General features: G+C 58.0%; 19 protein-coding genes. 7 read left to right on the top strand and 12 right to left on the bottom strand.

What is annotated here, in order from left to right:
- Nucleotides 1-33: 33 nt before the first annotated feature.
- From CIK92_RS06985 to mutY, 3 genes are all read right to left on the bottom strand, one after another.
- On the bottom strand, nt 34-2,874 hold the full coding sequence (locus tag CIK92_RS06985; RefSeq protein ID WP_094388603.1) for a bifunctional fucokinase/fucose-1-phosphate guanylyltransferase: 2,841 nt from the start codon (nt 2,872-2,874) through the stop codon (nt 34-36).
- A 13-nt stretch (nt 2,875-2,887) separates the two neighbouring features.
- On the bottom strand, nt 2,888-5,389 hold the full coding sequence (locus CIK92_RS06980; RefSeq protein ID WP_094388602.1) for a YfhO family protein: 2,502 nt from the start codon (nt 5,387-5,389) through the stop codon (nt 2,888-2,890).
- Nucleotides 5,390-5,586: 197 nt separating this feature from the next.
- Nucleotides 5,587-6,609, bottom strand: coding sequence for an A/G-specific adenine glycosylase (mutY, locus tag CIK92_RS06975; RefSeq protein ID WP_094388601.1), 1,023 nt, complete (start codon nt 6,607-6,609; stop codon nt 5,587-5,589).
- Nucleotides 6,610-6,706: 97 nt separating this feature from the next.
- Between mutY and CIK92_RS06970 the strand changes: the two genes are divergently transcribed.
- The 4 genes from CIK92_RS06970 (at nt 6,707) to CIK92_RS06955 (ending at nt 9,443) form a co-directional block, all read left to right on the top strand.
- Entirely contained in the window at nt 6,707-7,324 is a 618-nt protein-coding gene (locus CIK92_RS06970; RefSeq protein WP_094388600.1) for a hypothetical protein, read from the top strand.
- Nucleotides 7,325-7,884: 560 nt separating this feature from the next.
- Nucleotides 7,885-8,184, top strand: coding sequence for a hypothetical protein (locus CIK92_RS06965; protein ID WP_144289365.1), 300 nt, complete (start codon nt 7,885-7,887; stop codon nt 8,182-8,184).
- Nucleotides 8,185-8,250: 66 nt separating this feature from the next.
- On the top strand, nt 8,251-8,943 hold the full coding sequence (locus tag CIK92_RS06960) for a 5'-methylthioadenosine/adenosylhomocysteine nucleosidase (RefSeq protein ID WP_094388598.1): 693 nt from the start codon (nt 8,251-8,253) through the stop codon (nt 8,941-8,943).
- A gap of 17 nt (nt 8,944-8,960) precedes the next feature.
- Nucleotides 8,961-9,443, top strand: coding sequence for an S-ribosylhomocysteine lyase (locus CIK92_RS06955; protein ID WP_094388597.1), 483 nt, complete (start codon nt 8,961-8,963; stop codon nt 9,441-9,443).
- Nucleotides 9,444-9,598: 155 nt separating this feature from the next.
- On the opposite strand, the gene CIK92_RS06950 is transcribed toward CIK92_RS06955, so the two are convergent.
- The 6 genes from CIK92_RS06950 to CIK92_RS06925 form a co-directional block, all read right to left on the bottom strand.
- On the bottom strand, nt 9,599-10,354 hold the full coding sequence (locus tag CIK92_RS06950) for an exodeoxyribonuclease III (protein ID WP_094388609.1): 756 nt from the start codon (nt 10,352-10,354) through the stop codon (nt 9,599-9,601).
- Between the two features lie 20 nt (nt 10,355-10,374).
- On the bottom strand, nt 10,375-10,968 hold the full coding sequence (gene folE / locus CIK92_RS06945; protein WP_094388596.1) for a GTP cyclohydrolase I FolE: 594 nt from the start codon (nt 10,966-10,968) through the stop codon (nt 10,375-10,377).
- A gap of 19 nt (nt 10,969-10,987) precedes the next feature.
- Nucleotides 10,988-11,620, bottom strand: a complete 633-nt coding sequence (locus tag CIK92_RS06940) for an SPOR domain-containing protein (RefSeq protein ID WP_022309796.1) — start codon at nt 11,618-11,620, stop codon at nt 10,988-10,990.
- 83 nt (nt 11,621-11,703) lie between these two features.
- Nucleotides 11,704-13,776, bottom strand: coding sequence for a BT_3928 family protein (locus CIK92_RS06935; RefSeq protein ID WP_094388595.1), 2,073 nt, complete (start codon nt 13,774-13,776; stop codon nt 11,704-11,706).
- On the bottom strand, nt 13,763-14,314 hold the full coding sequence (locus CIK92_RS06930) for a DUF1599 domain-containing protein (protein WP_022309798.1): 552 nt from the start codon (nt 14,312-14,314) through the stop codon (nt 13,763-13,765). Before CIK92_RS06930 ends, CIK92_RS06935 begins: the two co-directional genes overlap by 14 nt.
- Nucleotides 14,315-14,394: 80 nt before the next feature.
- Nucleotides 14,395-14,808 (bottom strand): hypothetical protein, encoded by a 414-nt coding sequence (locus CIK92_RS06925; protein ID WP_094388594.1) that lies wholly within the window; start codon nt 14,806-14,808, stop codon nt 14,395-14,397.
- A gap of 291 nt (nt 14,809-15,099) precedes the next feature.
- On the opposite strand from CIK92_RS06925, the gene CIK92_RS06920 reads away from it, so the two are divergent.
- On the top strand, nt 15,100-16,524 hold the full coding sequence (locus CIK92_RS06920; protein WP_094388593.1) for a CCA tRNA nucleotidyltransferase: 1,425 nt from the start codon (nt 15,100-15,102) through the stop codon (nt 16,522-16,524).
- Between the two features lie 196 nt (nt 16,525-16,720).
- Here CIK92_RS06920 and CIK92_RS06915 read toward each other — a convergent pair whose 3' ends face one another.
- From CIK92_RS06915 to era, 3 genes are all read right to left on the bottom strand, one after another.
- Nucleotides 16,721-17,116 carry a hypothetical protein gene (locus CIK92_RS06915; protein WP_094384533.1) on the bottom strand — a complete coding sequence of 132 codons (396 nt, stop codon included), beginning with the start codon at nt 17,114-17,116 and terminating at the stop codon, nt 16,721-16,723.
- Nucleotides 17,117-17,170: 54 nt separating this feature from the next.
- Nucleotides 17,171-18,484, bottom strand: coding sequence for a ribosome biogenesis GTPase Der (gene der / locus CIK92_RS06910; protein ID WP_022309802.1), 1,314 nt, complete (start codon nt 18,482-18,484; stop codon nt 17,171-17,173).
- Between the two features lie 98 nt (nt 18,485-18,582).
- Nucleotides 18,583-19,464 (bottom strand): GTPase Era, encoded by an 882-nt coding sequence (era, locus tag CIK92_RS06905; RefSeq protein WP_022309803.1) that lies wholly within the window; start codon nt 19,462-19,464, stop codon nt 18,583-18,585.
- 243 nt (nt 19,465-19,707) lie between these two features.
- On the opposite strand from era, the gene CIK92_RS06900 reads away from it, so the two are divergent.
- Both CIK92_RS06900 and CIK92_RS06895 read left to right on the top strand, forming a co-directional pair.
- On the top strand, nt 19,708-20,832 hold the full coding sequence (locus CIK92_RS06900) for a glycosyltransferase family 4 protein (RefSeq protein WP_144289364.1): 1,125 nt from the start codon (nt 19,708-19,710) through the stop codon (nt 20,830-20,832).
- Nucleotides 20,823-21,947 carry a glycosyltransferase family 4 protein gene (locus CIK92_RS06895; protein WP_158214751.1) on the top strand — a complete coding sequence of 375 codons (1,125 nt, stop codon included), beginning with the start codon at nt 20,823-20,825 and terminating at the stop codon, nt 21,945-21,947. Before CIK92_RS06900 ends, CIK92_RS06895 begins: the two co-directional genes overlap by 10 nt.
- Nucleotides 21,948-21,957: the final 10 nt, after the last annotated feature.

Raw genomic sequence — 21,957 nt, 5'->3', positions numbered from 1 at the left:
ATAGTAAGTTCTGATTCTACGTATGTCGTGGCCTCAACTGCGGCTTATCTGAAGACCCTTGTCACTGAGCGACATATCGACGAAGCGGGCATTGGCGTTGAGACGGTTCTCACGGAGAATCTGCTTGATGCGGGCTGCAGCCTCGGGGTCTTTAGCCACCATGTAGAGGTAACCACCTCCACCGGCTCCGGGCAACTTGTAACCGAGGCAGAGGTCATCGATGAGCGAGGTGAGGCGTGCCACCTCGGCTGGGTTGGTACCGCTGTCGAGCAGCTGGTTCTGCTGCCAGGTCTTGCGGACCAACCGGCCCATCTCATCGAAGTTCTCGCGCTGGATGGCTTCAAACATATCGATGGTATGTTGCTTCATCTCGCGGAGCAACGCCAGTTCGTCGTGCTGGTTGAGGAACATGCGGCGCACAATCTCTGCCAGTATCTTCTTGGCGGTGCGGGTGATGCCCGTATAGTAGAGCAGATGACACGCGCGGTACTCGGGCTGGGTGTAGAGAGATGACGGCAACCAGCGCACTACTGGGTTCTGGTCAAAGCCCTTGCCCGTCTGCAGCAGCTTGATGCCCTGGAGCAGACCGCCAAACTGGTCTTGCCATCCGCCGCCAGTGGTAAGGAGCTGTTCGAGCACAAGGGTGCGGCGGCCAATCTCGTTCTTGTCCCACATGAGACCACAGAAGTCGTTGATGGCACTAAGTACGGTCGACGCCAAGAGGCTGCTCGTGCCCAAGCCCGACCCTGCGGGAATAGCAGAGAGCAGCGTCACCTCGATACCACAGCCGAAGGCGGCAAGCTGCTGCGCCAACGACTGATACTGCTCAGCCGAATACTCGGGCAGGAAGCCCGCCAACGCCAGTGCAGCTTTGGGTATTGAGAACGGACTGCCCACATGGTGGAAGTCGCGCAGCTCTTCAAAAGTGGTGATGACCTCAGAAGCGCCGAGGTCGATACTGCGCAGGATGATATGATGGTCGCGGCAGGGCTTGACATAAGTCTGCAGAGGCGGCTGACCATTGAGCTCGATGGCGAGGTTGATGACGTTGCCGCCCTCCATAAGGCAGAAGGGAGGGGTGTCAGTCCAGCCACCGGCGATGTCGATGCGCACAGGGCTGCGACCCCATACTATCTGGTCGGAGTAGACCGAGAGACGGGGATGCTGCTTCTCGGCGAGCACGGTCTGGGTGAGGCCTTCACGCAGCAGACTGAAGGCGCGGCCCTCGCTTTCGGAGCCGTCCTTGCCATTGAGCCGCTGCAACTCGGAGCGGAACATGGCATCGTGGATGCGGGTGAGCAGAGGCTCGTCGGCAGGCAGAGGTGTAGGCTCGGCTATGTGGTTGGCGGCAAACTCATGGGCGGCATCGTCGAGGTCTACCTGGTAGAACACGCTGTGGGCGTAGTTGTGGGAGAGGAACGACCAGTTCTGCGCACGGTTTTCCCTGCGCTGCTCGACGAGACGACGCAGATTGGCCTGGGCCGAAATCTCGTCGGCGCTGAGACGCTGGGCCTCGTTCCATACCACGCGGCCACCCTGCTGATAGGGCTCGTTGAGCATCCATCTCAGCACAAGGCCGGCGTCGTTGATATTGTCGACCACGGGGAAGATGCGGGCCGACTGCAGGTCGTCCTTGCCCTCGATGGCGGCGGCATCGATGCCGCGCTCTTCGGTCCAACGGGTGAAAGGTTCACCCAAGTATTCGGTCACACCATCGGTGATGTCGCCGCGGAACTTGTCGTTGAAACCATAGGGGCGTATGGCGTAGCTCTCGTCGCCGATGGGCACGATGTCGACACACTGGCCGGGACGGAGTTCTATCTTCCACTGGTTGCGGGGCACACCAGTGATGATATTCTCATGGGCTATGGTCCACTGGGCGCTCACACAGCTGTTTTCAATCCAGAGGTTCTGGTTGTGTTCGGTAATCTTAATCTCCACTTCAGAGTTCTGGGTGAACATGGAGGGATGGGGCTTGAGCGAGTGGTGCATAATCTCGCGCTGGTCGTTGACGATATTCTGGATGTCAAGCATAGACGAGACTATCTCGTGCGACGTACCGAAGTGATAGAACTCTCCGCCGGGCAGAGGCAGTATGGCCACCTTGAGGTCGTTGACCTCGGGGTCGTCGATGGTGGGGTCGGTGCCGAGACAGCAGCCGAACTCGCCGTACATGTCATAGTTGGTCACCTCGCCGGCGCGCATAGAGCGGCGCATGAGCACCTTGACGGCGCGGTCGGACAACAGCCACACGCCGATGTCGGTCAGATAGAAATGCTCTTTCTGCAGCTGACCCAGCGTCTGCATCGATGGTTTCTGAAGCATACACTTGAGCTGGGTGGGAGTCTGGCGGGAAGAGACAAAGACGCCGTGGTCCTTGGCTATTTCGGGTCCGAGCCACAGGCCATAGCACACCACGTCGGCATCGGGGATGGGCTGGAGCGCCTGGGTAGCGCGGATGTAGACATCGCCGCTGACAATCATCGTGCGCAGACCCTCGGGCGCCTGGTTCATGATGCGCTGATAGAGGGGCACCTGCAGGGAGAGCAGGTCTTGAGACAGGCGCTGGCCGCGCTCCCATCTGAACACGGGAATGGGCGTGAGTATCTTGCCCGAAGGGGCGTATGAAGGCAGTCTTCGGCTCTGTCCGCCGGCATGGAGCAGCAGACGACGGTCGGCAGCGAGCCACTCGTCGAAGCTACGGCCATTGCCATGGGCTTTGTAGCACGCCTGGAGCAACCAGGTGGTGCCGCCACCCGAGCCGAGCTTGCGGCCCACGGGGTCGTTGGTGCAGAACCATTCGGTATCAGACAGACCGGTTATGTCATGGAAACATCCCACCAGATTGGGGGGCAGGGAGAGCAGTTTCTTCATATCTTATAGAGTATTAATGTGTCGTTTGATTATTCTTCTTGCGGCGCCAGGTGTCGTAGAGTCCGCCCACGATGATGAGCAGCAGCACCACATAAGCCACATAGGCTATGGTCTCAGTGGTATCGACGCTCTTGGGGAAGAAGGCGAGCTTGACCTGATGCTTGCCGGCAGGCACGCGGAGCGCGCGCAGGATGTAGTTGACGCGGCCCAGCTCGGCAGGCTGTCCGTCGATGGTGGCGGTCCATCCGGGATAGTAGACCTCGGAGAAGACGAGCACGCCGCCCTTGTCAGAGCTTACCTCGTAGGTCAGCTGGTTGGGCTCATAGGCGAGGAGTTTGGCCACAGAGTTCTTGTCTTGCGCCACAGCCTCGCCCAGCACGTCGGCAAAGCGCTTGTCGGCCACAGCCTCGTGGCGCAGGTCAATCTGGCCTATGCGCTCTATCTCCTGGTTGGCGTTGTCGGCAAAGGTGAGCCGGTCTACAAACCATGCGTTGCCGTAGGCATAAGGATTGAGCAGAGGCACGGTCTGTCCGCCCTGCAGGGGGACGATGATATACTTGGTGTTGAGCATATTGAGCACGGGGAAGAGCGAGTCGCCGTTGACGCGGGTCATGTCGCCATCACTGTCGGCCACCGCCTTCATGATACGCGACATCTGGGGATTGATGTAAGCCTCTATCATCTCCTGGTAGCGGCGCAGCTTGGCGGCATGATAGCCTCCGATGCTCTTGTGGTAGTAAGAGGTCTCGTTCTCGTTGAAGGTATTGGTGGCGAGATTGAGCACACGATAGTCCAGACCCTTGTCCTTGAGGATGAGCTGGTCGGTGTGGCTCATGGGCTGGGGTGCCTCACGCACGCTCTTCTCTACAAACATGCCGTCATTGAGGTAGCGCTTGTTGACCTGCCACATGTCTACCAAGCAGAGCACTCCCACGCCGGCAATCATGTAGGCAGCCTTGAGCTTGTTGATGCGGTAGAGCAGCAGCATCACCACGCCCACGGTAACAATCCAGAACGAGCGCCAGCAGTCGGCGGTCATCACGGCCTGACGCATCTCGGTGAGATTGGCCATAAGGGCGTGACGATACTCGTCGGGTACCTGGCCGAGCGCCACACGCTCGGACGAAGAGATGAAGTCGTTGAAGAAGAAGCCGGGCATGAGGGCGAAGAGCAGAGCCACGCCGGCGGTGAGGCCGAAGCTCACGTAGACCCAGCGCATATTGCGGGTGAGCACCTGCGGGTCTTCCACGATGCGGCGCAGCGCCATCATGGCAAGCAGAGGGATGGTAAACTCGGCTATCACAAGGATAGACGCCACGGTGCGGAACTTGGCGTAGAGGGGCACGTAGTCGAGGAAGAAATCGGTAAAGGGCATGAAGTTGCGACCCCACGAGAGGAGTACACTCAGCACGGTGGCTGCGAGCAGAGCCCACTTCATGGGCCCCTTGACGATGAAGAGACCGAGGACGAAGAGCATGAGCACAAAGGCACCCACGTAGACGGGGCCGCTGGTACCGGGCTGTTCGCCCCAGTACTGTCCTATCTGCTGGTAGATAGGGTAGAACTCAGGGTTGGCCTTCTCCATAGCGGTCTCATTGGCTGCGAGGGGCACAGAGGCGCCTCCCTTGACATTGGGGATGAGCAGCGTCCATGTCTCGTCGATGCCGTAGCTCCACTGGGTGATGTAGTCGCGGTCCAGTCCACTGCTGGTCTGGTTGGCGGCGTTCTTCTTGACCAGCTCGCTCTTTCCGCGCATGCTCTCCTGGCCATACTGCCAGGTGTGGTAAAGGTTGCTCAGATTGATGCAGATGCCCAGCGCGGCGCCCACGAAGCAGACGGCGGTGGCTTTGGCAAAGCGGTCGAGGCGGTGGCTGCGGATGGCCTCAACGAGGAAGGCTATCACCATGAAGAGGATGATGAACAGATAGTAGTAGGTCATCTGCACGTGGTTGGCCTTCACCTCAAAAGCGGTGAAGATGGCTGTGAGCAGCAAGCCGCTCAGGTAGCGACCGCGATAGGCCTGCACCACGCCGGCAATCATGGGCGGCAGATAGGCCAGTGCCATCACCTTCCAGATATGGCCCGCGGCGATGATGATGAAGAAGTACGACGAGAACGCCCAGATGATGGAGCCCAGCACAGCCAACTCCTTGCGGAAGTCGAAGGCGCGCAGCAGGATGTAGAAGCCCAAGAGGTAGGCAAAGACGTACCACACATTCTCGGGAAGCCACAGATGGTAGGCGTCCATGACCTTCTGCAGACCGTTGGTACTCGAATACGACGGCGCAGTCTGATAGGTGGGCATACCGCTGAATGTGGCGTTGGTCCAGCGCGACACTTCACCGGTGCGGGCGTGATATTCCGACTGCTCCTGACCAGCTCCGCGACCCGCCGACGAGTCGTGGCGGTAGAGGATGCGGCCGTCAAGGTCGGCAGGCATGAAATAGACAAACGCTATCAGCGCAAACAAAACTACTGCGGCTGCATCGAGCCAGTATTTCTTCAGTATATTCATTGTTGTTGGTATTGTTTACTCCTCGCCCGTTAAGGGCTGTAAGTATTAATGTATTATAAATCGCTGCAAAGATAATGAAAATATGAGAATAAGCCAACATAATCGGCAATTAACGTGACTTTTGCCCTTCTGCCGGCGGCCTGGCGAGCATCCTCTGCCACCGTCGGCGTGGCGGCAGGGGCGACAGGCGGCGACGGCTACCTGTCGGCGAGCAGTTTGTCCATCAACCGTGGCATGGCGTAGCCCTCGCGCTCGTCGGGGGTGGCCCAGCGATACTCCTTCAGCAGCTGCGCTATCGGCGGGAGGCCATAGGGCAGCGGTTCATGGTCTGTCAGACGGGTGGCGTCGATACGGATGAGCTGGGCATAGATGGTCTGGTGGGTGAGCACATGCTTGACCACGTGCCCGGCATCGTCGAGCGATGCGGCGTCGCCCTCTACAAGCACAGGTTCCCACAGCGAGCGCCAGATGTCATCGGTGCCGCGGCGGTGGAAGAGCACCTCGTGCGCGCGCGTAATATAATAATAGGTGAAGTAGCGGTCGCGGTGCTTCACGCGGCCCTCCTTGACGGGGAAGGAGGCCGTCTGCCCGAGGCGGCGAGCCTCACACATGTCGTCAAATGGGCAGCTGCCGCAACCGGGACCTTTGGGTTTGCACTGCAGGGCGCCAAAGTCCATCATGGCCTGGTTCCAGTGGCCTGCCTCGTCGGTCGGGCAGAGCGCGTCGGCCAACTGCTGAAACTCGTGCTTGCCCTGGGTAGAGTCGATGGGGGTCGAGATGGCGAAGATGCGGGCAAGGATGCGATAGACATTGCCGTCGACGGCGGCATGGGGCAGCCCGAAAGCCATCGAGGCGATGGCGGCAGCGGTGTAGTCGCCCACTCCCTTGAGACGGCGTATCTCCTGGTAGGTATCGGGAAAGGCTCCGCGCTCCACTATCTGCCGCGCTGCGGCGTGGAGATTGCGCGCCCGCGAGTAGTAACCAAGTCCTTGCCACAGCTTGAGCACCTCGTCTTCGCTGGCGGCCGCCAGGTCTGCCACGGTGGGATAGGCGTGCATGAACCGCAACCAGTACTTCGTGCCCTGGCTGATGCGTGTCTGCTGGAGGATAATCTCGGAAAGCCAGATGGCATAGGGGTCGCCGCATCCGCGCCAAGGGAGTTCGCGCCAGTGGCGATGAGCCCACTTGAAGAGAGCGGCCGAAAATGCTTTATTGTCCATAATCGTCACAAAATTACGCATTTTTTTCACCTTACTGGCGGCTTTCTCGCTTTTTCTGCCTATCTTCGCAGCAAATAATCAGAAAACCATCAAGCGTATGACCACCACCCTCTTCTCGCGCCCGCTATGGGCCATAACCCTCATGTCGGCTCTCGTGCTGACTGGTTGCAAACCCAAGACTTCGGCTGCCGACGCCACACCGCAGGAGAAGCGGGCGGCAGCGGCTCTGGCCCAGCCTGCCACGGAGCAGGAAATCAAGACGCGCTGTATCTCGATAGAGCGCGCCATAGACATAGCCGACCTCGTAGAGACGAGCGGCACAGCGGTGAAGGGACTGCGCGAGGCCGGGAAGGTGGACGAGATGATGGTCGAGATGGGCTATGTGCGCAGCGCCATCAACGAAATCTACCAGGTGGGACGCGCCACCATCTACACCCAGGGCTGCGACGCCGACGAGATGGGGAGCATGGTCAACGTAAGTAGCGACAAGGCCACGCTCGTAGCCATAGCCGGCGCCGGCCAGCCCGCCACGGCTCCGCTCGTGAGTATTTCGATGACCGACGAAGAGGTGTGGAACAAGCTGCGCCACGAGATGGGCGCGCTGGGGTTCCAGGGTCCTGAAGGCGAGTTGTCCAACGGCCACGGCTACAAGATTTTCGCCGACCGCTTCTTGAGCGGCAACGGTTTTGTCATCCACTTGAGCAGAGAGCAGTGAGCCGATGACAGAAGCATGAGTAGCCCATCGTGGACGCTACGCACCCCCGGCAACTCTGTAGGAATTGCTGCTTCCCCAGCCCAGGGTTGAGGCGTGCAGCGCCTCTACCCATGACGGCGGTATTATTAGCCCATTGTGGACGGTACGCACCCCCAGCAACTCTGTAGGAGTTGCGCTTCCCCAGCCCAGGGTTGAGGCGTGCAGCGCCTCTACCCTGGGTATTGATACAAAAAAGGATAGCAACGCTGTAAGTGTTGCGCTTAGCCGAAGGCGTTATTCTCAATCCAATAATCTCCTCCACCAAATAGCAGCCCATTATCCTGCTGCGGGTAACGCCTACGGCTAATCGCAACTCCTTCAGAGTTGCCACATTACTTATGCTGCACCCAGGGTAGCTGGCTGCGCCCGCAACCCTGGGCTATGAAATCGCAACTCCTACAGAGTTGCTGCTGCTTGTGGAGGTTCCGAGTAGGAGCCCCTCCCCTGCCCCTGTATGGAAGTCCATTCTTGCTGTGTTTAAGGTGATTGTATGACACTCATTCGCCTTGGGAACGGCTGGGATGGGGCCTCTTATTGGCTTCTTCCCCTTTGGATTTTCTGGAATGGAGCTTGCCAACGGACGCTACGCATCCAACGACGACTCTGCCGGGCATGCAAACAAATGGAAGGCGAAGCATGAAACGGGAAATGCAAACTCGGAAATAGTGGTATCGGTGCATGAAACCGTAAAATCAAACCATGAAATGAGCGCCGAGGGCATGGGCAGGACTTTCTGCCCTACCCCGAAGATGGCGACAGCCGTGGCGCGGCATCCCGGCATGGCCAATATGGGTAGGGAGGCGGCGGTTAGGGTTATTTAACTATTATTTAGGCCCACATATAGGCTTATTGGCGTAATTTTGCAGAACAAATTAAAGACAGAGATTATGAAGATAGCAATAATCGTGGCTATGGACAAGGAGTTTGCCCAACTGGCAAAACTGCTGGACCACGCCACGACCACAGAGCATCACGGCAGAACCGTGGTGACGGGAGAGATGGGGCGCCACACGCTCATACTGCAACAGAGCGGCATAGGCAAGGTCAACGCTGCCATCTGCACGGTGGAGATGATAAACCGCTACAAGCCCGAGCTGGTAATATCGACCGGCGTGGCTGGCGGCGCCGACCCCACACTCGACGTACAGAACGTGGTGGTGGGCACCGAGTATGCCTATCACGACGTGTACTGCGGCGACGACAACGACTACGGTCAGGTGCAGGGCATGCCGACACGCTATAGTGCCGCTGCATGTGTGGCAGAAGCCATAGACCGCACCATGGCAGAGAGCGAGGTGACGCTGCGCAAGGGCCTCATCGTGAGCGGAGACTGGTTTGTGAACAGCCGCGAGAAGATGCGCGAAATCATGGGCCACTTCCCCGAAGCCCAGGCTGTGGATATGGAAAGCTGCGGCATCGCCCAGACCTGCCACATCTATGGCGTGCCCTTTGTCTCGATGCGCATCATCAGCGATGTGCCGCTGCGCGACGACAAGGCTGCCATGTACGTGGACTTCTGGGACCGTCTGGCCGACAACTCATTCGGCGTGACGCGCCGCTTCCTCGACAACATCAAATAAATCACAACAAGAGAAATATGGAGAAGATACCAAGTTTTACGATAGACCACGAGCAGCTGCTGCGTGGCATCTATGTGAGCCGCAAGGACCAGGTGGGCGGCGAGGTGGTCACCACCTTTGACATACGCATGAAGGAACCCAACCGCGAACCGGCTCTGCACGTGGGCGCCATCCACACGATAGAGCATCTGGCTGCCACCTATCTGCGCAACGATGAAGAGTGGCGCGACCGCGTCATCTACTGGGGCCCTATGGGTTGTCTTACAGGGTGCTATCTGCTGTTGAGAGGAGACCTGAAGAGCAGCGATATCGTGGGGCTGATGAAGCGCACGTTTGAGTTTGTGGCCAACTTTGAAGGCGAGATACCCGGCGCTGCACCGAGAGACTGTGGCAACTGGCTGCTGCACGACCTGCCGATGGCCAAATGGGAGTCGCGCAAGTATGTGGATGAGGTGCTGACAGACATCAAGCCCGAAAACATGACTTACCCTAACAAGTAAGCCGACAGAGACCGCTCCTGACGACCGCGACGCCAGCCGCGCCGTGGCCGGAGGCTGAGAGAGGGTCGGAAAAGAAATATCCGCAATGCCCAAAAGGGAGGCATTGCGGATATTGTCGTATAGAGCGAGGCTGTAGAGGCCTCGGAGGCGTCGGGTCAGCCCAAGTCGAGGTCTACCTCTACGGGGCAGTGGTCGCTACCCATAATCTGGGTGTGTATCTTGGCTTCTGCCACATGGGGGGCGAGGCTCTCGGAGACGAGGAAGTAGTCGATGCGCCACCCGGTGTTCTTCTCACGGGCACGGAAGCGGTAGGACCACCAGCTATAGGTCACCTCGTCGGGGTGCAGTCGGCGGAAGGTGTCGACAAAGCCACTGTCGAGCAGACGGGTCATGGCCTCGCGCTCCTCGTCGGTAAATCCGGCGTTGCGGCGGTTGGTCTTGGGATTCTTGAGGTCTATCTCCTCGTGGGCCACATTCATGTCGCCACAGACGACGACGGGCTTGTGGGCGTTGAGCTTGAGCAGATAGTTCTGGAAGTCGCGCTCCCACTGCATGCGGTAGTCCAGACGGCGCAGCTCGTCCTGTGAATTGGGCGTATAGACGGTGACGAGATAGAACTGGGGCATCTCGAGCGTGATGACGCGACCCTCGTGGTCGTGCTCGTCGATGCCTATGCCATAGGCGACGCTCAGCGGCTCGTGGCGGGTGTAGATGGCTGTGCCGGAGTAGCCCTTCTTGTCGGCATAGTTCCAGAAGGAGTGGTAGCCGTCAAACTGGAGGTCGAGCTGGCCGGCCTGCATCTTGGTCTCCTGCAAGCAGAAGAAGTCAGCGTCCAACTCGCGGAAGATATCTTCAAAGCCCTTGCCCACACAGGCACGCAGGCCATTGACATTCCATGAGATAAGTCGTATCATAACGTAGTGTTTGAGGGTTAGAAACCGCGGCTCTCGCCACGGAGGAGGTTCATAAACTCTTCGCGGGTCTTGGCCTGGTTGAAGGCGCCACTGAAGTCGCTCGTGGTGGTGATGGAGTTCTGCTTCTCGACGCCGCGCATCTGCATACACATGTGCTTAGCCTCGACCACGACCATCACGCCCAGCGGGTGTAGGGTCTCGTCGATGCACTCCTTAATCTGCTGGGTGAGGCGCTCCTGCACCTGCAGTCGGTGAGAGAAGATATCGACCACCCGGGCTATCTTGCTCAGTCCGGTAATGTAGCCATTGGGGATGTAGGCTACATGAGCCTTGCCGTAGAAGGGCAACATGTGGTGCTCGCACATAGAGAAAAAGTCGATATCCTTGACGATTACCATCTGGCTGTACTCCTCCTTAAAGAGGGCATCGGTCAGCACCTTCTTGGGGTCCTGCTGGTAACCTCGGGTGAGCACTTGCATGGCTTTGGCCACACGCATGGGAGTCTTCTGGAGCCCCTCGCGCTGTGGGTCTTCGCCCAGAAGGGCAAGGATATCATGATAATGGGAAGCCAGCTCGTCGAGCCCGGGCCGGTATTCTGGTTCTATTGTCATTGTAGTTGTCTGTTAGCAATCAGTATTGGACGGTGATTTTTCCCTTGACGATGGTGGCCGACTTGTAACCCATCTTCTTGAGTTGTCCGAGCATCCACGCCGCTTCCTCATAGTTGCGGTAGTTGCCCACACGGCAAATCCATCGGGGCGAATAGAAATGAACGTAGACGGGTTGGTTAGGGAATTTCATCTTTATGGCGTTGCGGACACGCTCAGCCGCGATACGGTCTTGGCGGGTGTTACCTCCAGCGTAGGCCTGTACACGGTAACCGTTAATCTTGTAACCGTTGCGCATGACCTTCTTGCTCATATCCACGGCAGGTGTCTCTTCTTCGTTTTCGTTGTGATTGGCGGATGGGCTGTGGGGCGCATCCTTGTGGGGCTTGTCGCCGTGGGCAGCCACGGGCTTGTCGCCGGGCTTACGGGCGTCGGCAGATGTTGTGGGGTGATTGGTCTTGGTCTGAGTCTTGGCGTCGGCAGCTGGCGTCTGAACCTTGCCATTGACGAGCCTGTCTATCTCCTCACTCTGGGTCACGGTGACAGTACCTTTGCCCGCCTCGGTCTTGCGGATATGTTGCATGAAATTCTGCGCGCGGGCAGAAGTCAGCGAGCCGATGATGGCGACGAGAATGATGGCAAGTAATCTACTCATTTATCTAAGGATTAAGTAAAAGGGCATCGGGCTTCCCCCGACCCGTAGGTCATGAAGCCAGATGCCCTGTAATGGTTTAGCGATTATTTCTTCCAAGCGTCGATGATGCCCTTGAAGTCAGCAGCCTTCAGAGAAGCGCCACCGATAAGACCACCGTCGATGTCGGGCTTGGCGAAGAGCTCAGGAGCGTTGGAAGCCTTGCAGCTACCGCCGTAGAGGATTGATGTCTCGTCGGCAACTTCCTGACCGTACTTCTCGGCAACGATAGAACGGATGTAAGCCAGCATCTCCTGAGCCTGGTCAGAAGTAGCAGTCTTGCCGGTACCGATAGCCCAGATGGGTTCGTAAGCCAGAATGATGTTCTTCCACTCCTCAGCAGTGAGGTTGAATACAGAACCGTCGAGCTCGGCCTTTACAACCTCGTTCTGACGCTCTGCCTCGCGCTCCTCGAGAGTCTCACCGCAGCAGAAGATAACCTTCAGACCGTTGGCGAGGGCGAGCTGTACCTTCTCCTTCAGCATCTCAGCGGTCTCGCCGTAATACTCGCGACGCTCTGAGTGGCCGAGGATAACATACTGAGCTCCGGTAGACTTAACCATAGCGGCAGAAACCTCACCGGTGTATGCGCCCTTCTCCTTGTCGGCGCAGTTTTCAGCACCCAGACCCACTACGTTGGCGTCGAGCACCTGGGCTACGCTTGCCAAGTGGATGAAAGGAGTACAGATTATTACATCGCAGTTAGGCTTGTCCTGTACCAAAGCCTCGTTAATCTCCTTTGCGAGAGCTACGCCCTCCTGCAGGTTCAGATTCATCTTCCAGTTACCTGCTACAATTTTCTTTCTCATTTTCTTGTTGTTTTTATTGAAGTTAAAGTATCTCATTTTTGATTCCTTGTTTCTCACCCAGCGGCTCCAGGCCCACAGTCTGTCGGCAATGACGAGCAACACGAGGGGCAGCACAAACCAGGAGAGGATGGAGGCTATCTTGCGCGCCACGCTGACATCGTCCATCTGGCCTATCTCTATCCGGGCGAGCGGGCCGTTGAGCTCTTCCGACTTGGGCAGCCCGTTGTGGCTCCACTTGCGTATCACGGTGCCGTCCTTGATGAGCACCAGCCCCGGGTTGCTGCGTATGACGGTCTTCAGCGTGGTCTCGTCGCTCATGCAGAAGGGGTACTCGGCTCCGGTGATGTCGCGCCAGTGCTGTATGGCGTCCTCTCCACTCGCCGTGAGGCAATAGAACGGGACTCCTTGCGCCTGACAGTACTCGTAGAGTTGGTCTATGTCGCCGAAATTGGTATCATCGGCACTCTCGAGATGGGGCGAGACGAGCAGGAAGGTATATCCCTTGTCGTCGAGTATCTGCTGGGTGATGTCGTCACCGGTAGCATTGTCGGTAATGGTAAAGTCGTGGATGGGAGGCACGTAGCCTTCTTCCACGAGTTCACTCTTGCGCTCTACGAATGTCCATGTGGAGTCGGGATAGTTGTCGAGGGTAAACTCGCGACGCTCCCCGTTTTTCTCCATCACAAAGGTATTCTCGTAGCGGGGCATCTTGGCGCCCTCGGGTATCTCCATACCCTCGCGGATGTTGGCTCCCACATGATAGGGGCGGAAATCGAAGCGCGGCAGCAGGTACAGGCTGTAGATGCTGGTGGCTACGATATAGATGACGGTATAGTTGACGACTATCCACTGGTTGTTCTCCGACACGAAGCGGAACATACGCTCGCGGCAGCGGCACACCACTACGGCACAGGCCGTGAGCACCACGTTCTTGAGCAGTGTCTGCACATTGGTGAGGGTGATGGCGTCGCCGAAGCAGCCACAGTCGCTCACGGGGTTGGCTATCGCTATCCACACCGTGATGAGGGTCATCACCGCCATAAACGCCAGTATCACCCGGGTGGTAAACCGACGGCGTATGGCGAAGAGGATGAAGATGCCCAGCGCAAACTCGAGAGCTGCCAACGCCACCGACGAACCCAGCGTGAGCCAGTCGGGCACGTAGTCGCCAATCGAAAGCGCCGTAAGATAATCGCGTATCTTGTACTGGGTACCCAGAGGGTCGATGGCCTTGACATATCCCGAGAAGATGAATGTCACTGCCAGCACCGCACGGCAGATATTGGTCGCTATGGTCTTAAGCCTGTTCACTCTCTTTCAACTTGATGGCACCAAATACGGCATAGTTGATTACATCCATATAGTTGGCGTCTATGCCTTCAGACACGAGCACCTGGCCATGCAGGTCCTCGATTTCCTTGATACGTTCTATCTTGGTGAGAATAAGATCGGTATAACTGCTCACACGCATAGAACGCCACGCCTCATCGTAGTCGTGGTTCTTGCGTATCATGAGTTCCAGGGCTTCAGCGGCATAGTGGTCGTAGAGACCGAGAGCCTCGGCGGGGGTGATATCCACGCTGTCGGCAAAACCTCGCGCAAGCTGGATAAGCCCTATAATGCCATAATTGATAAGGGCGATAAACTCCGGACGGATGCCCTCGCCTACCAGCGACTCTTTCTTGATCTCGAGAGAGCGTATGCGCTTGGCCTTGATGTACAACTGGTCGGTAAGCGATGATGGACGCAATATGCGCCATGATGCTCCGTAGTCGTGGAGTTTCTTTTCAAAAAGCGAGCGACACTCGCTGACCGTATCCTTAAACTGGTCTTCTGTATTTACTGCCATATATATATAATAGGTAGTGCAAAGTTACTGATTTATCAAGAAACAGCAAAACTTTGCCGACACGATTTGCCGTGCCCGTATTATTTTTCCTGTTGGCGGCGGTGTATCACGCGCACCGTACCCACAAGCACATCATAGCGCACCTGCAGCGAGTCGCGGCGTATGCCAATGAAGTTGCGCTCGCGGATGGTCTTGGCAGCCTCCATCTCGGCGATGGTCGCCTGGAGAGCCGAGTCGGTGCGGGCGATGTCGGCCTGGGCGATGCGCAACGACGCATCCTGCCAGATGGGGAGCACACGGCGACGGGCCTCAACCTCCTTGGGATAGCGCTGGCGCAGCGAGGTGATAGAGTCAAGCACCGTCTGATACTTGCCATCGGCATAGAGCTGCTCTATCTGGGCCACAAGCGCTGCGGCATTGTCACTCTCTGTGGGGCCACACGACAGCAGCGTCACAGCAGCTACTGCCGTCAAAAAGAATACCTTTGCTTTCATACATGCAAACTTACACAATTTTTCTGAGGTGGGGAAACAAATGGCATAAAAGTTTTCGGGCTGACTGCCAAACCAGACCTGGCTGCGCCCAGACCATTCTGCCGACCCGCACGGCCACACCTGCGCCTGCTTCACCCCACCCGGCACAGTCTGTGACCGCAACCAGGACGCCCACAAGCCGACGGGGGCGAGATTTTCAGCCATCCACTTGCGAGGACGGCTTAAAATGAGTAACTTTGCAGTAACCTATCGGCGACGCCAGGTAACGGCGCGCCTCAGCAGACATAGATTATGAGAAATTATACTGACGCTGAGCTGGCTCAGCTACTTGACAAGGATATATTCAAGACCATCGGCCGCGTAGCCGACCACCTGCACATGGAGTGCTATGTGGTGGGCGGATACGTGCGCGACCTGTTTCTGGAGCGGGCTTCCAATGACATCGACGTGGTGGTCGTGGGAAGCGGCATCCGTGTGGCCGAAGAACTCAAGGGCCAACTGGGACGCAAGGCGCATCTGTCGGTATTCCGCAACTTCGGCACCGCACAGGTGAAGTACCGCGACCTCGAGGTAGAATTTGTGGGTGCGCGCAAGGAAAGCTACAGCCACGACAGCCGCAAGCCTCATGTCGAGGACGGAACGCTGGAAGACGACCAGAACAGACGCGATTTCACCATCAACGCCCTTGCCATCTGCCTCAACCACGACCGCTTCGGCGAGCTCGTAGACCCCTTCGACGGCGTGTACGATATGGAGGACGGCATCATACGCACCCCGCTCGACCCCGACATCACCTTCTCTGACGACCCGTTGCGCATGCTGCGCTGCATCAGGTTTGCCACCCAGCTCAACTTCTACATCGAAGACGAGACCTTCGACGCCCTGGGCCGCAATGCCGAGCGCATCAAGATTATCAGTGGCGAGCGTGTCATGGAGGAGCTCAACAAGATTATGGCCACGCCCACCCCGAGCAAGGGATTTGTAGACCTGCACCGCTGCGGCCTGCTCCAGATACTCATTCCCGAACTTACAAATCTCGACATCGTGGAGACGCGCAACGGCAAGAAGCACAAGAACAATTTCTACCACACTCTCGAGGTTCTGGACAATGTGGCGCGCCACTCCGACAACATCTGGCTGCGCTGGGCAGCCCTGCTCCACGACATAGGCAAGACCAAGTCGAAGCGCTGGGACCCTCTGCAGGGATGGACATTCCACAACCACAACTTCATCGGCGCCAAGATGGTGCCCCCGCTCTTCCGCAGACTCAAGCTGCCGATGGACGCCAAGATGAAGTATGTACAGAAGATGGTGGACCTGCACATGCGACCCATCGTGATAGCCGATGAAGAGGTGACCGACAGCGCCGTGAGACGACTCATCAATGACGCCGGCGACGACATCGACGACCTGATGATACTCTGCGAGGCCGACATCACCAGCAAGAACCATGAGCGCAAGCAGCGCTTCCTCGACAACTTCGCCGCCGTGCGCGTGAAGCTCGCCGACCTCAAGGAGCGCGACTACAAGCGCTTGCTGCAGCCCGTCATCGACGGCAACGAGATTATGGAGATGTTTCATCTGCAGCCCAGCCGCGAGGTAGGCACCCTCAAGCAGACGCTGAAAGACGCCGTGCTCGACAACCGCGTGCCCAACGAGCGCGAACCGCTCATGGCGCTACTCATGGAGAAGGCCCGCAGCATGGGCATCGTCTGACCGGGCCAGAGCCCATATATAATAAGGTATAGGAGAACAACAATGCCTCTGCCTCCGTCGGAGCAGGGCTATAGAAAAGACAAGAGGAAACGGACTGCCGTTTCCTCTTGCTTGTTTATACGGGTGATGACAGATGCCGTCGGCACCTCACGCCCCTCACGCAGCCTAAGTCTGCCCGAGCCTCGCCCGAGACCGCTTAGCGCATATACCACACCCCATTGTGGTACACCATTGGCACCACAATCTCCTCGCGGGTGCTGTCGGCGAAGGTGAGCATCACAAAGGCGTTGCCCTGATGGCGCGCAGTGTCGACCAGAGCGCCTACGGCAGCGACGTCACAGATGCCGCCACGCTCCTTCTGCTGCTGGGCCACATACATACGGGCATTGGCGATGAGCTGTTCGCGATAGCTGTCGGGAATACTGTCGGGGCGGTAAGTGCCGTCGACAAAGTGGTCATACCGGCCATGGAGCAGATGGTCGTAATAGACCTTGGCGGTCTGCGCCACCACGTCGTCGGACTTGGGTTCAGGGCCACAAGCCACGAAGAGCACGGCCACTACAGCCGCGAGTGTGAATATCAATTTGCGCACGTTGACGGTGATTGCATCTGCCCCCGACACAAGGCCGGGGGCAGACTATGGTTATTATTTCTGGCGTATGAACACGTTGATGGGGCATCCGTGCATAGACCAGTTTTCGCGTATCTTGTTCTCGAGGAAGCGACGGTAAGGTTCCTTGATATACTGGGGCAGATTGGCATAGAACACAAACGAAGGGATTTGCGTGTTGGGCAACTGCGTACAGTACTTGATTTTGATATACTTGCCTTTGGTCGATGGGGGTGGCGTTGCCTCGATGATAGGCAGCATCACCTCGTTGAGTTTGGATGTTCCGACGTGGGCCTTGCGGTTCTGGTAGACCTCCTTGGCGGTCTCGAGCACGCGGAAGATGCGCTGCTTGGTGAGCGCCGAAGCGAAGATGATGGGGAAATCGACAAAGGGTGCCATGCGGTTGCGTATGGCGTTGGTGAAGGTATCGATGACCTTCTGGTCCTTGTCGGCCACGAGGTCCCACTTGTTGACCACCACCACAAGCGACTTGTTGTTCTTCTGGATGAGCTGGAAGATGTTCATATCCTGCGCCTCGATACCTCGGGTGGCGTCAATCATCAGGATGCAGACATCGCTGTGCTCGATGGCACGGATGGAGCGCATCACGGAGTAGAACTCCAGGTCCTCAGACACCTTGTTCTTGCGGCGTATACCGGCGGTATCGACGAGATAGAAGTCAAAGCCGAACTTGTCAAACCGTGTGTAGATACTGTCACGGGTGGTGCCGGCAATCTCGGTGACGATGTTGCGGTCTTCGCCGATGAAGGCATTGATGATGCTGCTCTTGCCGGCATTGGGTCGGCCTACGACGGCAAAGCGGGGGATGTCGTCTTCCACATCCTCCTTGGCCTCTAAGGGCAGACGGTCGAGGATGGTGTCGAGCAGGTCGCCCGTACCGCCACCGGTGGCGGCGCTGATGCAGAAGGGGTCGCCCAGACCGAGGCTGTAGAACTCGGCAGCCTCATAGTATTCGGCACTGTTGTCTACCTTGTTAGCCACAAGGATTACGGGCAGCTTGGCACGGCGCAGGATGAGCGCCACATCCTCGTCCCAGTCGGTGAGACCGGTCTCGACATCTACCAGGAAGAGCACCAGGTCGGCCTCTTCGGTGGCGACGAGCACCTGCTTGCGGATGGCGTCCTCGAAGACGTCGTCAGAGTTGACTACCCATCCACCGGTATCGACTACCGAAAATTCTTTTCCATTCCATGAACATTTGCCATACTGGCGGTCACGCGTAGTACCAGCCGTGTCGCTCACTATGGCGTGCCGACTCTGCGTGAGTCGGTTGAAGAGAGTAGATTTGCCCACGTTGGGGCGACCTACGATAGCTACTAAATTTGCCATTTCTGTGTTTGTTTGTTTTGCTGAAGTTTAACATTCTCCGGCCCTCGCCCTTGGTCGGCGAGAGTACCCCCTACGTCTCATCAGGGGGGAGTGATATATTATTCGGGGTTGTACCCGAAGTTGTTCAGTTCGCGCTGGGAGTTGCGCCAGTCCTTGTCGACCTTGACAAAGACCTCGAGGAAGATTTTCTTGTCGAAGAACTTCTCCAGGGCCTTGCGCGCCTCGCTGCTTACCTTCTTGAGCGCCACGCCCTGATGCCCGATTACGATGCCTTTCTGTGAGTCGCGCTCCACATAGATGACGGCATTGATATGTATATTGGTGTCGGTCTCCTTGAATCGCTCCACTGCGACCTCTACTGAGTAGGGTATCTCCTTGTCATAATACAGGAGAATCTTCTCGCGGATGATTTCGGAGACAAAGAAGCGGGCGGGCTTGTCGGTGAGCTGGTCTTTGCCGAAATAGGCGGGCGACTCGGGCAGCAGTTCTTTGATGCGCTTCATCAGCGGGGCGGTGCCAAACTTGTTTTTGGCCGACACGGGCAGTATCTCTGCATTGGGCAGCAGCGCGTGCCAGCGCTCCACGATGTCGCCGAGGGTTTTCTGGTCGCTCTGGTCTATCTTGTTGATGAGCAGCAGCACGGGTATGGTCATCTTGGCCACCTTAGCGAGGAAGTCGGCGTTCTTCTCGGGATTTTCCACCACGTCGGTGACATAGAGCAGCACGTCGGCATCGGCAAGGGCCGACTCCGAGAAGGCCAGCATCATCTCCTGCATCTTGTAGTTGGGCTTGAGCACTCCGGGAGTGTCAGAGAAGACTATCTGGCAGTCGTCGTCGTTGACGATGCCCATGATGCGGTGACGGGTGGTCTGGGCCTTGAAGGTGGCGATGCTGATGCGCTCGCCTACGAGCTGGTTCATCAGCGTAGATTTACCCACGTTGGGGTTGCCTACGATATTTACAAATCCTGCTTTGTGCATAGTTACATCCAAAATAGGCTGCAAAATTAACCATAAATCCTGAGATAGAGGCACTGAGAGGCAAAAAAGTAGTCTGCAAGGGGTCAAAAAAGTGCTTGCCGACGCCTTTGCCCCATCCCTCTGCGCGTCGGGCTCACCCATAGGCGGGCAGAGAAATATCGCCGCCCACGACAAAATAGTCGGGGAGATGCTTGGCAGAGAGGGAGAAAAAAGATAACTTTGCTTGCAGACAACAAAGTGATTATGCAACCTAAGATATGTTTTGTCACCACGGGCGACATACGCGTCAACGCCACCGCCAAGCGCGCGCTGGGCATGGCGCGTCCGCTCGACGGACTGGGATGGAAGGTGGCGGTAGTCCTGGAAGACACCGCCGAGAACCGCCAACGCGCAGCATTGGAGTGTGGTGACGCCACAGAGCTGGTGTTCTTCCGGCAGCACTCGGCGACAGACGAGATAAGGACCAAGAGCGCCATCGTAGCCCGTCTGCATCCCGACGTGCTCTACATCAGCGCGCCGGTGGTGCGCAACATGGTAGCCGCGCCGCGAGGCTGCCGACGGGTGGTGGAGCACTCGGAGCTGGCGTCTCACAATGCCGACGTACACGGACTGATGTGGCTCAAGGTGATGGCGATGGAGCTGTGGTCGATAGTCCAGGCCGACGCGCTGGTCTGCGCCAGCCGCTATCTGATGGACATCTTCGGGCGCCGGGCGCACCGCATGCTGTGCCGCACGCCCATGCTCTACCTGCCCTACGCCTACAACACCGCCGTGTGCCACCCCACCATCATAGACCGCACCACGTTGGCCGACGGGCGCTATGCCGGGCGATGGATATGCTGCTACATGGGCAGCCTCACCGACAACTATGGCGCGCTGACCATGACCGACGCCATAGACCGTCTGCGCAGCAGCCACCCCGAGGTGCTGCTCATCCTCATGGGTCGCGGCGACGCCGAGGACGAGGTGCGCAGGAGAATACGGGAGCGGGGCATGGAGCGCCATATCATGCTCACGGGATACGTGAGCGAAGAGGAGATAGACTTCTACTTCTCGCTTGCCGACGCCTTCATCTCGCCGATGCACGACACGCCTCAAGACTGGGCGCGATGTCCCAGCAAGCTCTATATGTATCTGCCCTACGACCGCCCCATCGTCACCTGCCGTGTGGGAGAACCGCTCGCCACACTGGGCGACAAGGGCGTATACTACCAGCCTGGCGACGCCGACGACATGGCGCATCAGATAGGGAAGCTGATAGACTCTGGCGCGACCCGACTGGGCATCGACGCCAGCCACCACACATGGCAGGCGCGCGCAGAGGTGTTTGACCGATGGATAAGAAAGGAGACAGGATTATGCGAATAGTGTTCTGGCAAAACTGTATAAGCCCCCACCAGATGCCGTTTATCACCAGGCTCGCCGACGACCCTCGCGTAGACGAGGTGGTGGTGGTGGCAGAAGTCGACGTACCCCCCGAGCGCCGGCAGATGGGGTGGGACTCGCTCTACGACGCCAACAACCGCTCGTGCCGCATCTATCTGCATCCCGGCGACGACGACATACGCCGGCTGCTGGACCAGAGGGCGGCGGAGAGCTGGCATATATTCATGGGCATCAGAGCCTTCGGCTACGTGTTCCATTGCCTCCGGCTGAGCATAGTCTACCCCGTGAGGCGTGCCATGATGTCTGAGCGCCCCAACACCTACGCCCTGGGGCTGGCCAACGGCAAGCCGCTGTGGCTGCACCGCCTGCGCTTCATGCTGCGCGACAGGAGATACGCCGTGCATATAGAGCGCGTGTTTGCGATAGGCGCGATGGCGGCCGACTATTTCGGCTCGGCCAGCAAGCACTGGCAGGTGAGCCGGTTCGCCTACTGCACCGAGACGCCCGTCATCACCACGCCCCCACCCCATGACCAGCGGCTGCGGCTGCTGTTTGCGGGCTCGCTGGAGTGGCACAAGGCTCCGCTCACCCTGCTCAAGAGTCTGCTGATGACCAGAGATGGCGACGCCGCAGTGGCTTTCCATCTCGACATCATAGGCAACGGCAGTCAGCGGCGCAGCTTGCAGCAGTTTATCGCTACCCACTGTCTCGCCAACCGCATCAACATGGTGGGCACGGTGCCCCACAACCGCATGGCAGAGTGGATGGGCAGAAGCGACGTACTGGTGCTGCCGAGCGTCTACGACGGCTGGGGAGCGGTGGTCAACGAGGCGTTGCTTGCCGGCAGCTATGTCATCGTGAGCGATGCCTGTGGCGCTGCCGACCTGCTGGGCGACAGCAGGTTGGGCAGGGTCTTTCATGCCGGCGACGCCAAAAGACTGGCGCGCATCATCGCCGACTGCCACTGCCGCCTCGACAGCATACGCGCCGACCGTCAATGGCGCCGCCAATGGGCTATTGAGCACGTCAGCGGCCCACGCATTGCCCGATACTTCATCGACTGTCTCTGCGGCGATGACATCGAACCGCTATATTAACTCTTATCAC

It is taken from the genome of Prevotella sp. P4-67, from assembly GCF_002251325.1.
GTDB lineage: Bacteria > Bacteroidota > Bacteroidia > Bacteroidales > Bacteroidaceae > Prevotella.
This window is presented reverse-complemented; position numbering and strand designations above follow the sequence as displayed.

What these genes read in the sequence shown, in the direction of transcription:
- era (WP_022309803.1), bottom strand. Translation starts at nt 19,464, where the DNA reads ATGCACAAAGCAGGATTTGTAAATATCGTAGGCAACCCCAACGTGGGT.
- CIK92_RS06895 (WP_158214751.1), top strand. Translation starts at nt 20,823, where the DNA reads ATGCGAATAGTGTTCTGGCAAAACTGTATAAGCCCCCACCAGATGCCG.
- CIK92_RS06970 (WP_094388600.1), top strand. Translation starts at nt 6,707, where the DNA reads ATGACCACCACCCTCTTCTCGCGCCCGCTATGGGCCATAACCCTCATG.
- CIK92_RS06985 (WP_094388603.1), bottom strand. Translation starts at nt 2,874, where the DNA reads ATGAAGAAACTGCTCTCCCTGCCCCCCAATCTGGTGGGATGTTTCCAT.
- CIK92_RS06940 (WP_022309796.1), bottom strand. Translation starts at nt 11,620, where the DNA reads ATGAGTAGATTACTTGCCATCATTCTCGTCGCCATCATCGGCTCGCTG.
- CIK92_RS06920 (WP_094388593.1), top strand. Translation starts at nt 15,100, where the DNA reads ATGAGAAATTATACTGACGCTGAGCTGGCTCAGCTACTTGACAAGGAT.
- CIK92_RS06955 (WP_094388597.1), top strand. Translation starts at nt 8,961, where the DNA reads ATGGAGAAGATACCAAGTTTTACGATAGACCACGAGCAGCTGCTGCGT.
- CIK92_RS06900 (WP_144289364.1), top strand. Translation starts at nt 19,708, where the DNA reads ATGCAACCTAAGATATGTTTTGTCACCACGGGCGACATACGCGTCAAC.
- CIK92_RS06960 (WP_094388598.1), top strand. Translation starts at nt 8,251, where the DNA reads ATGAAGATAGCAATAATCGTGGCTATGGACAAGGAGTTTGCCCAACTG.
- CIK92_RS06930 (WP_022309798.1), bottom strand. Translation starts at nt 14,314, where the DNA reads ATGGCAGTAAATACAGAAGACCAGTTTAAGGATACGGTCAGCGAGTGT.
- CIK92_RS06925 (WP_094388594.1), bottom strand. Translation starts at nt 14,808, where the DNA reads ATGAAAGCAAAGGTATTCTTTTTGACGGCAGTAGCTGCTGTGACGCTG.
- folE (WP_094388596.1), bottom strand. Translation starts at nt 10,968, where the DNA reads ATGACAATAGAACCAGAATACCGGCCCGGGCTCGACGAGCTGGCTTCC.
- mutY (WP_094388601.1), bottom strand. Translation starts at nt 6,609, where the DNA reads ATGGACAATAAAGCATTTTCGGCCGCTCTCTTCAAGTGGGCTCATCGC.
- der (WP_022309802.1), bottom strand. Translation starts at nt 18,484, where the DNA reads ATGGCAAATTTAGTAGCTATCGTAGGTCGCCCCAACGTGGGCAAATCT.
- CIK92_RS06980 (WP_094388602.1), bottom strand. Translation starts at nt 5,389, where the DNA reads ATGAATATACTGAAGAAATACTGGCTCGATGCAGCCGCAGTAGTTTTG.
- CIK92_RS06965 (WP_144289365.1), top strand. Translation starts at nt 7,885, where the DNA reads ATGGGGCCTCTTATTGGCTTCTTCCCCTTTGGATTTTCTGGAATGGAG.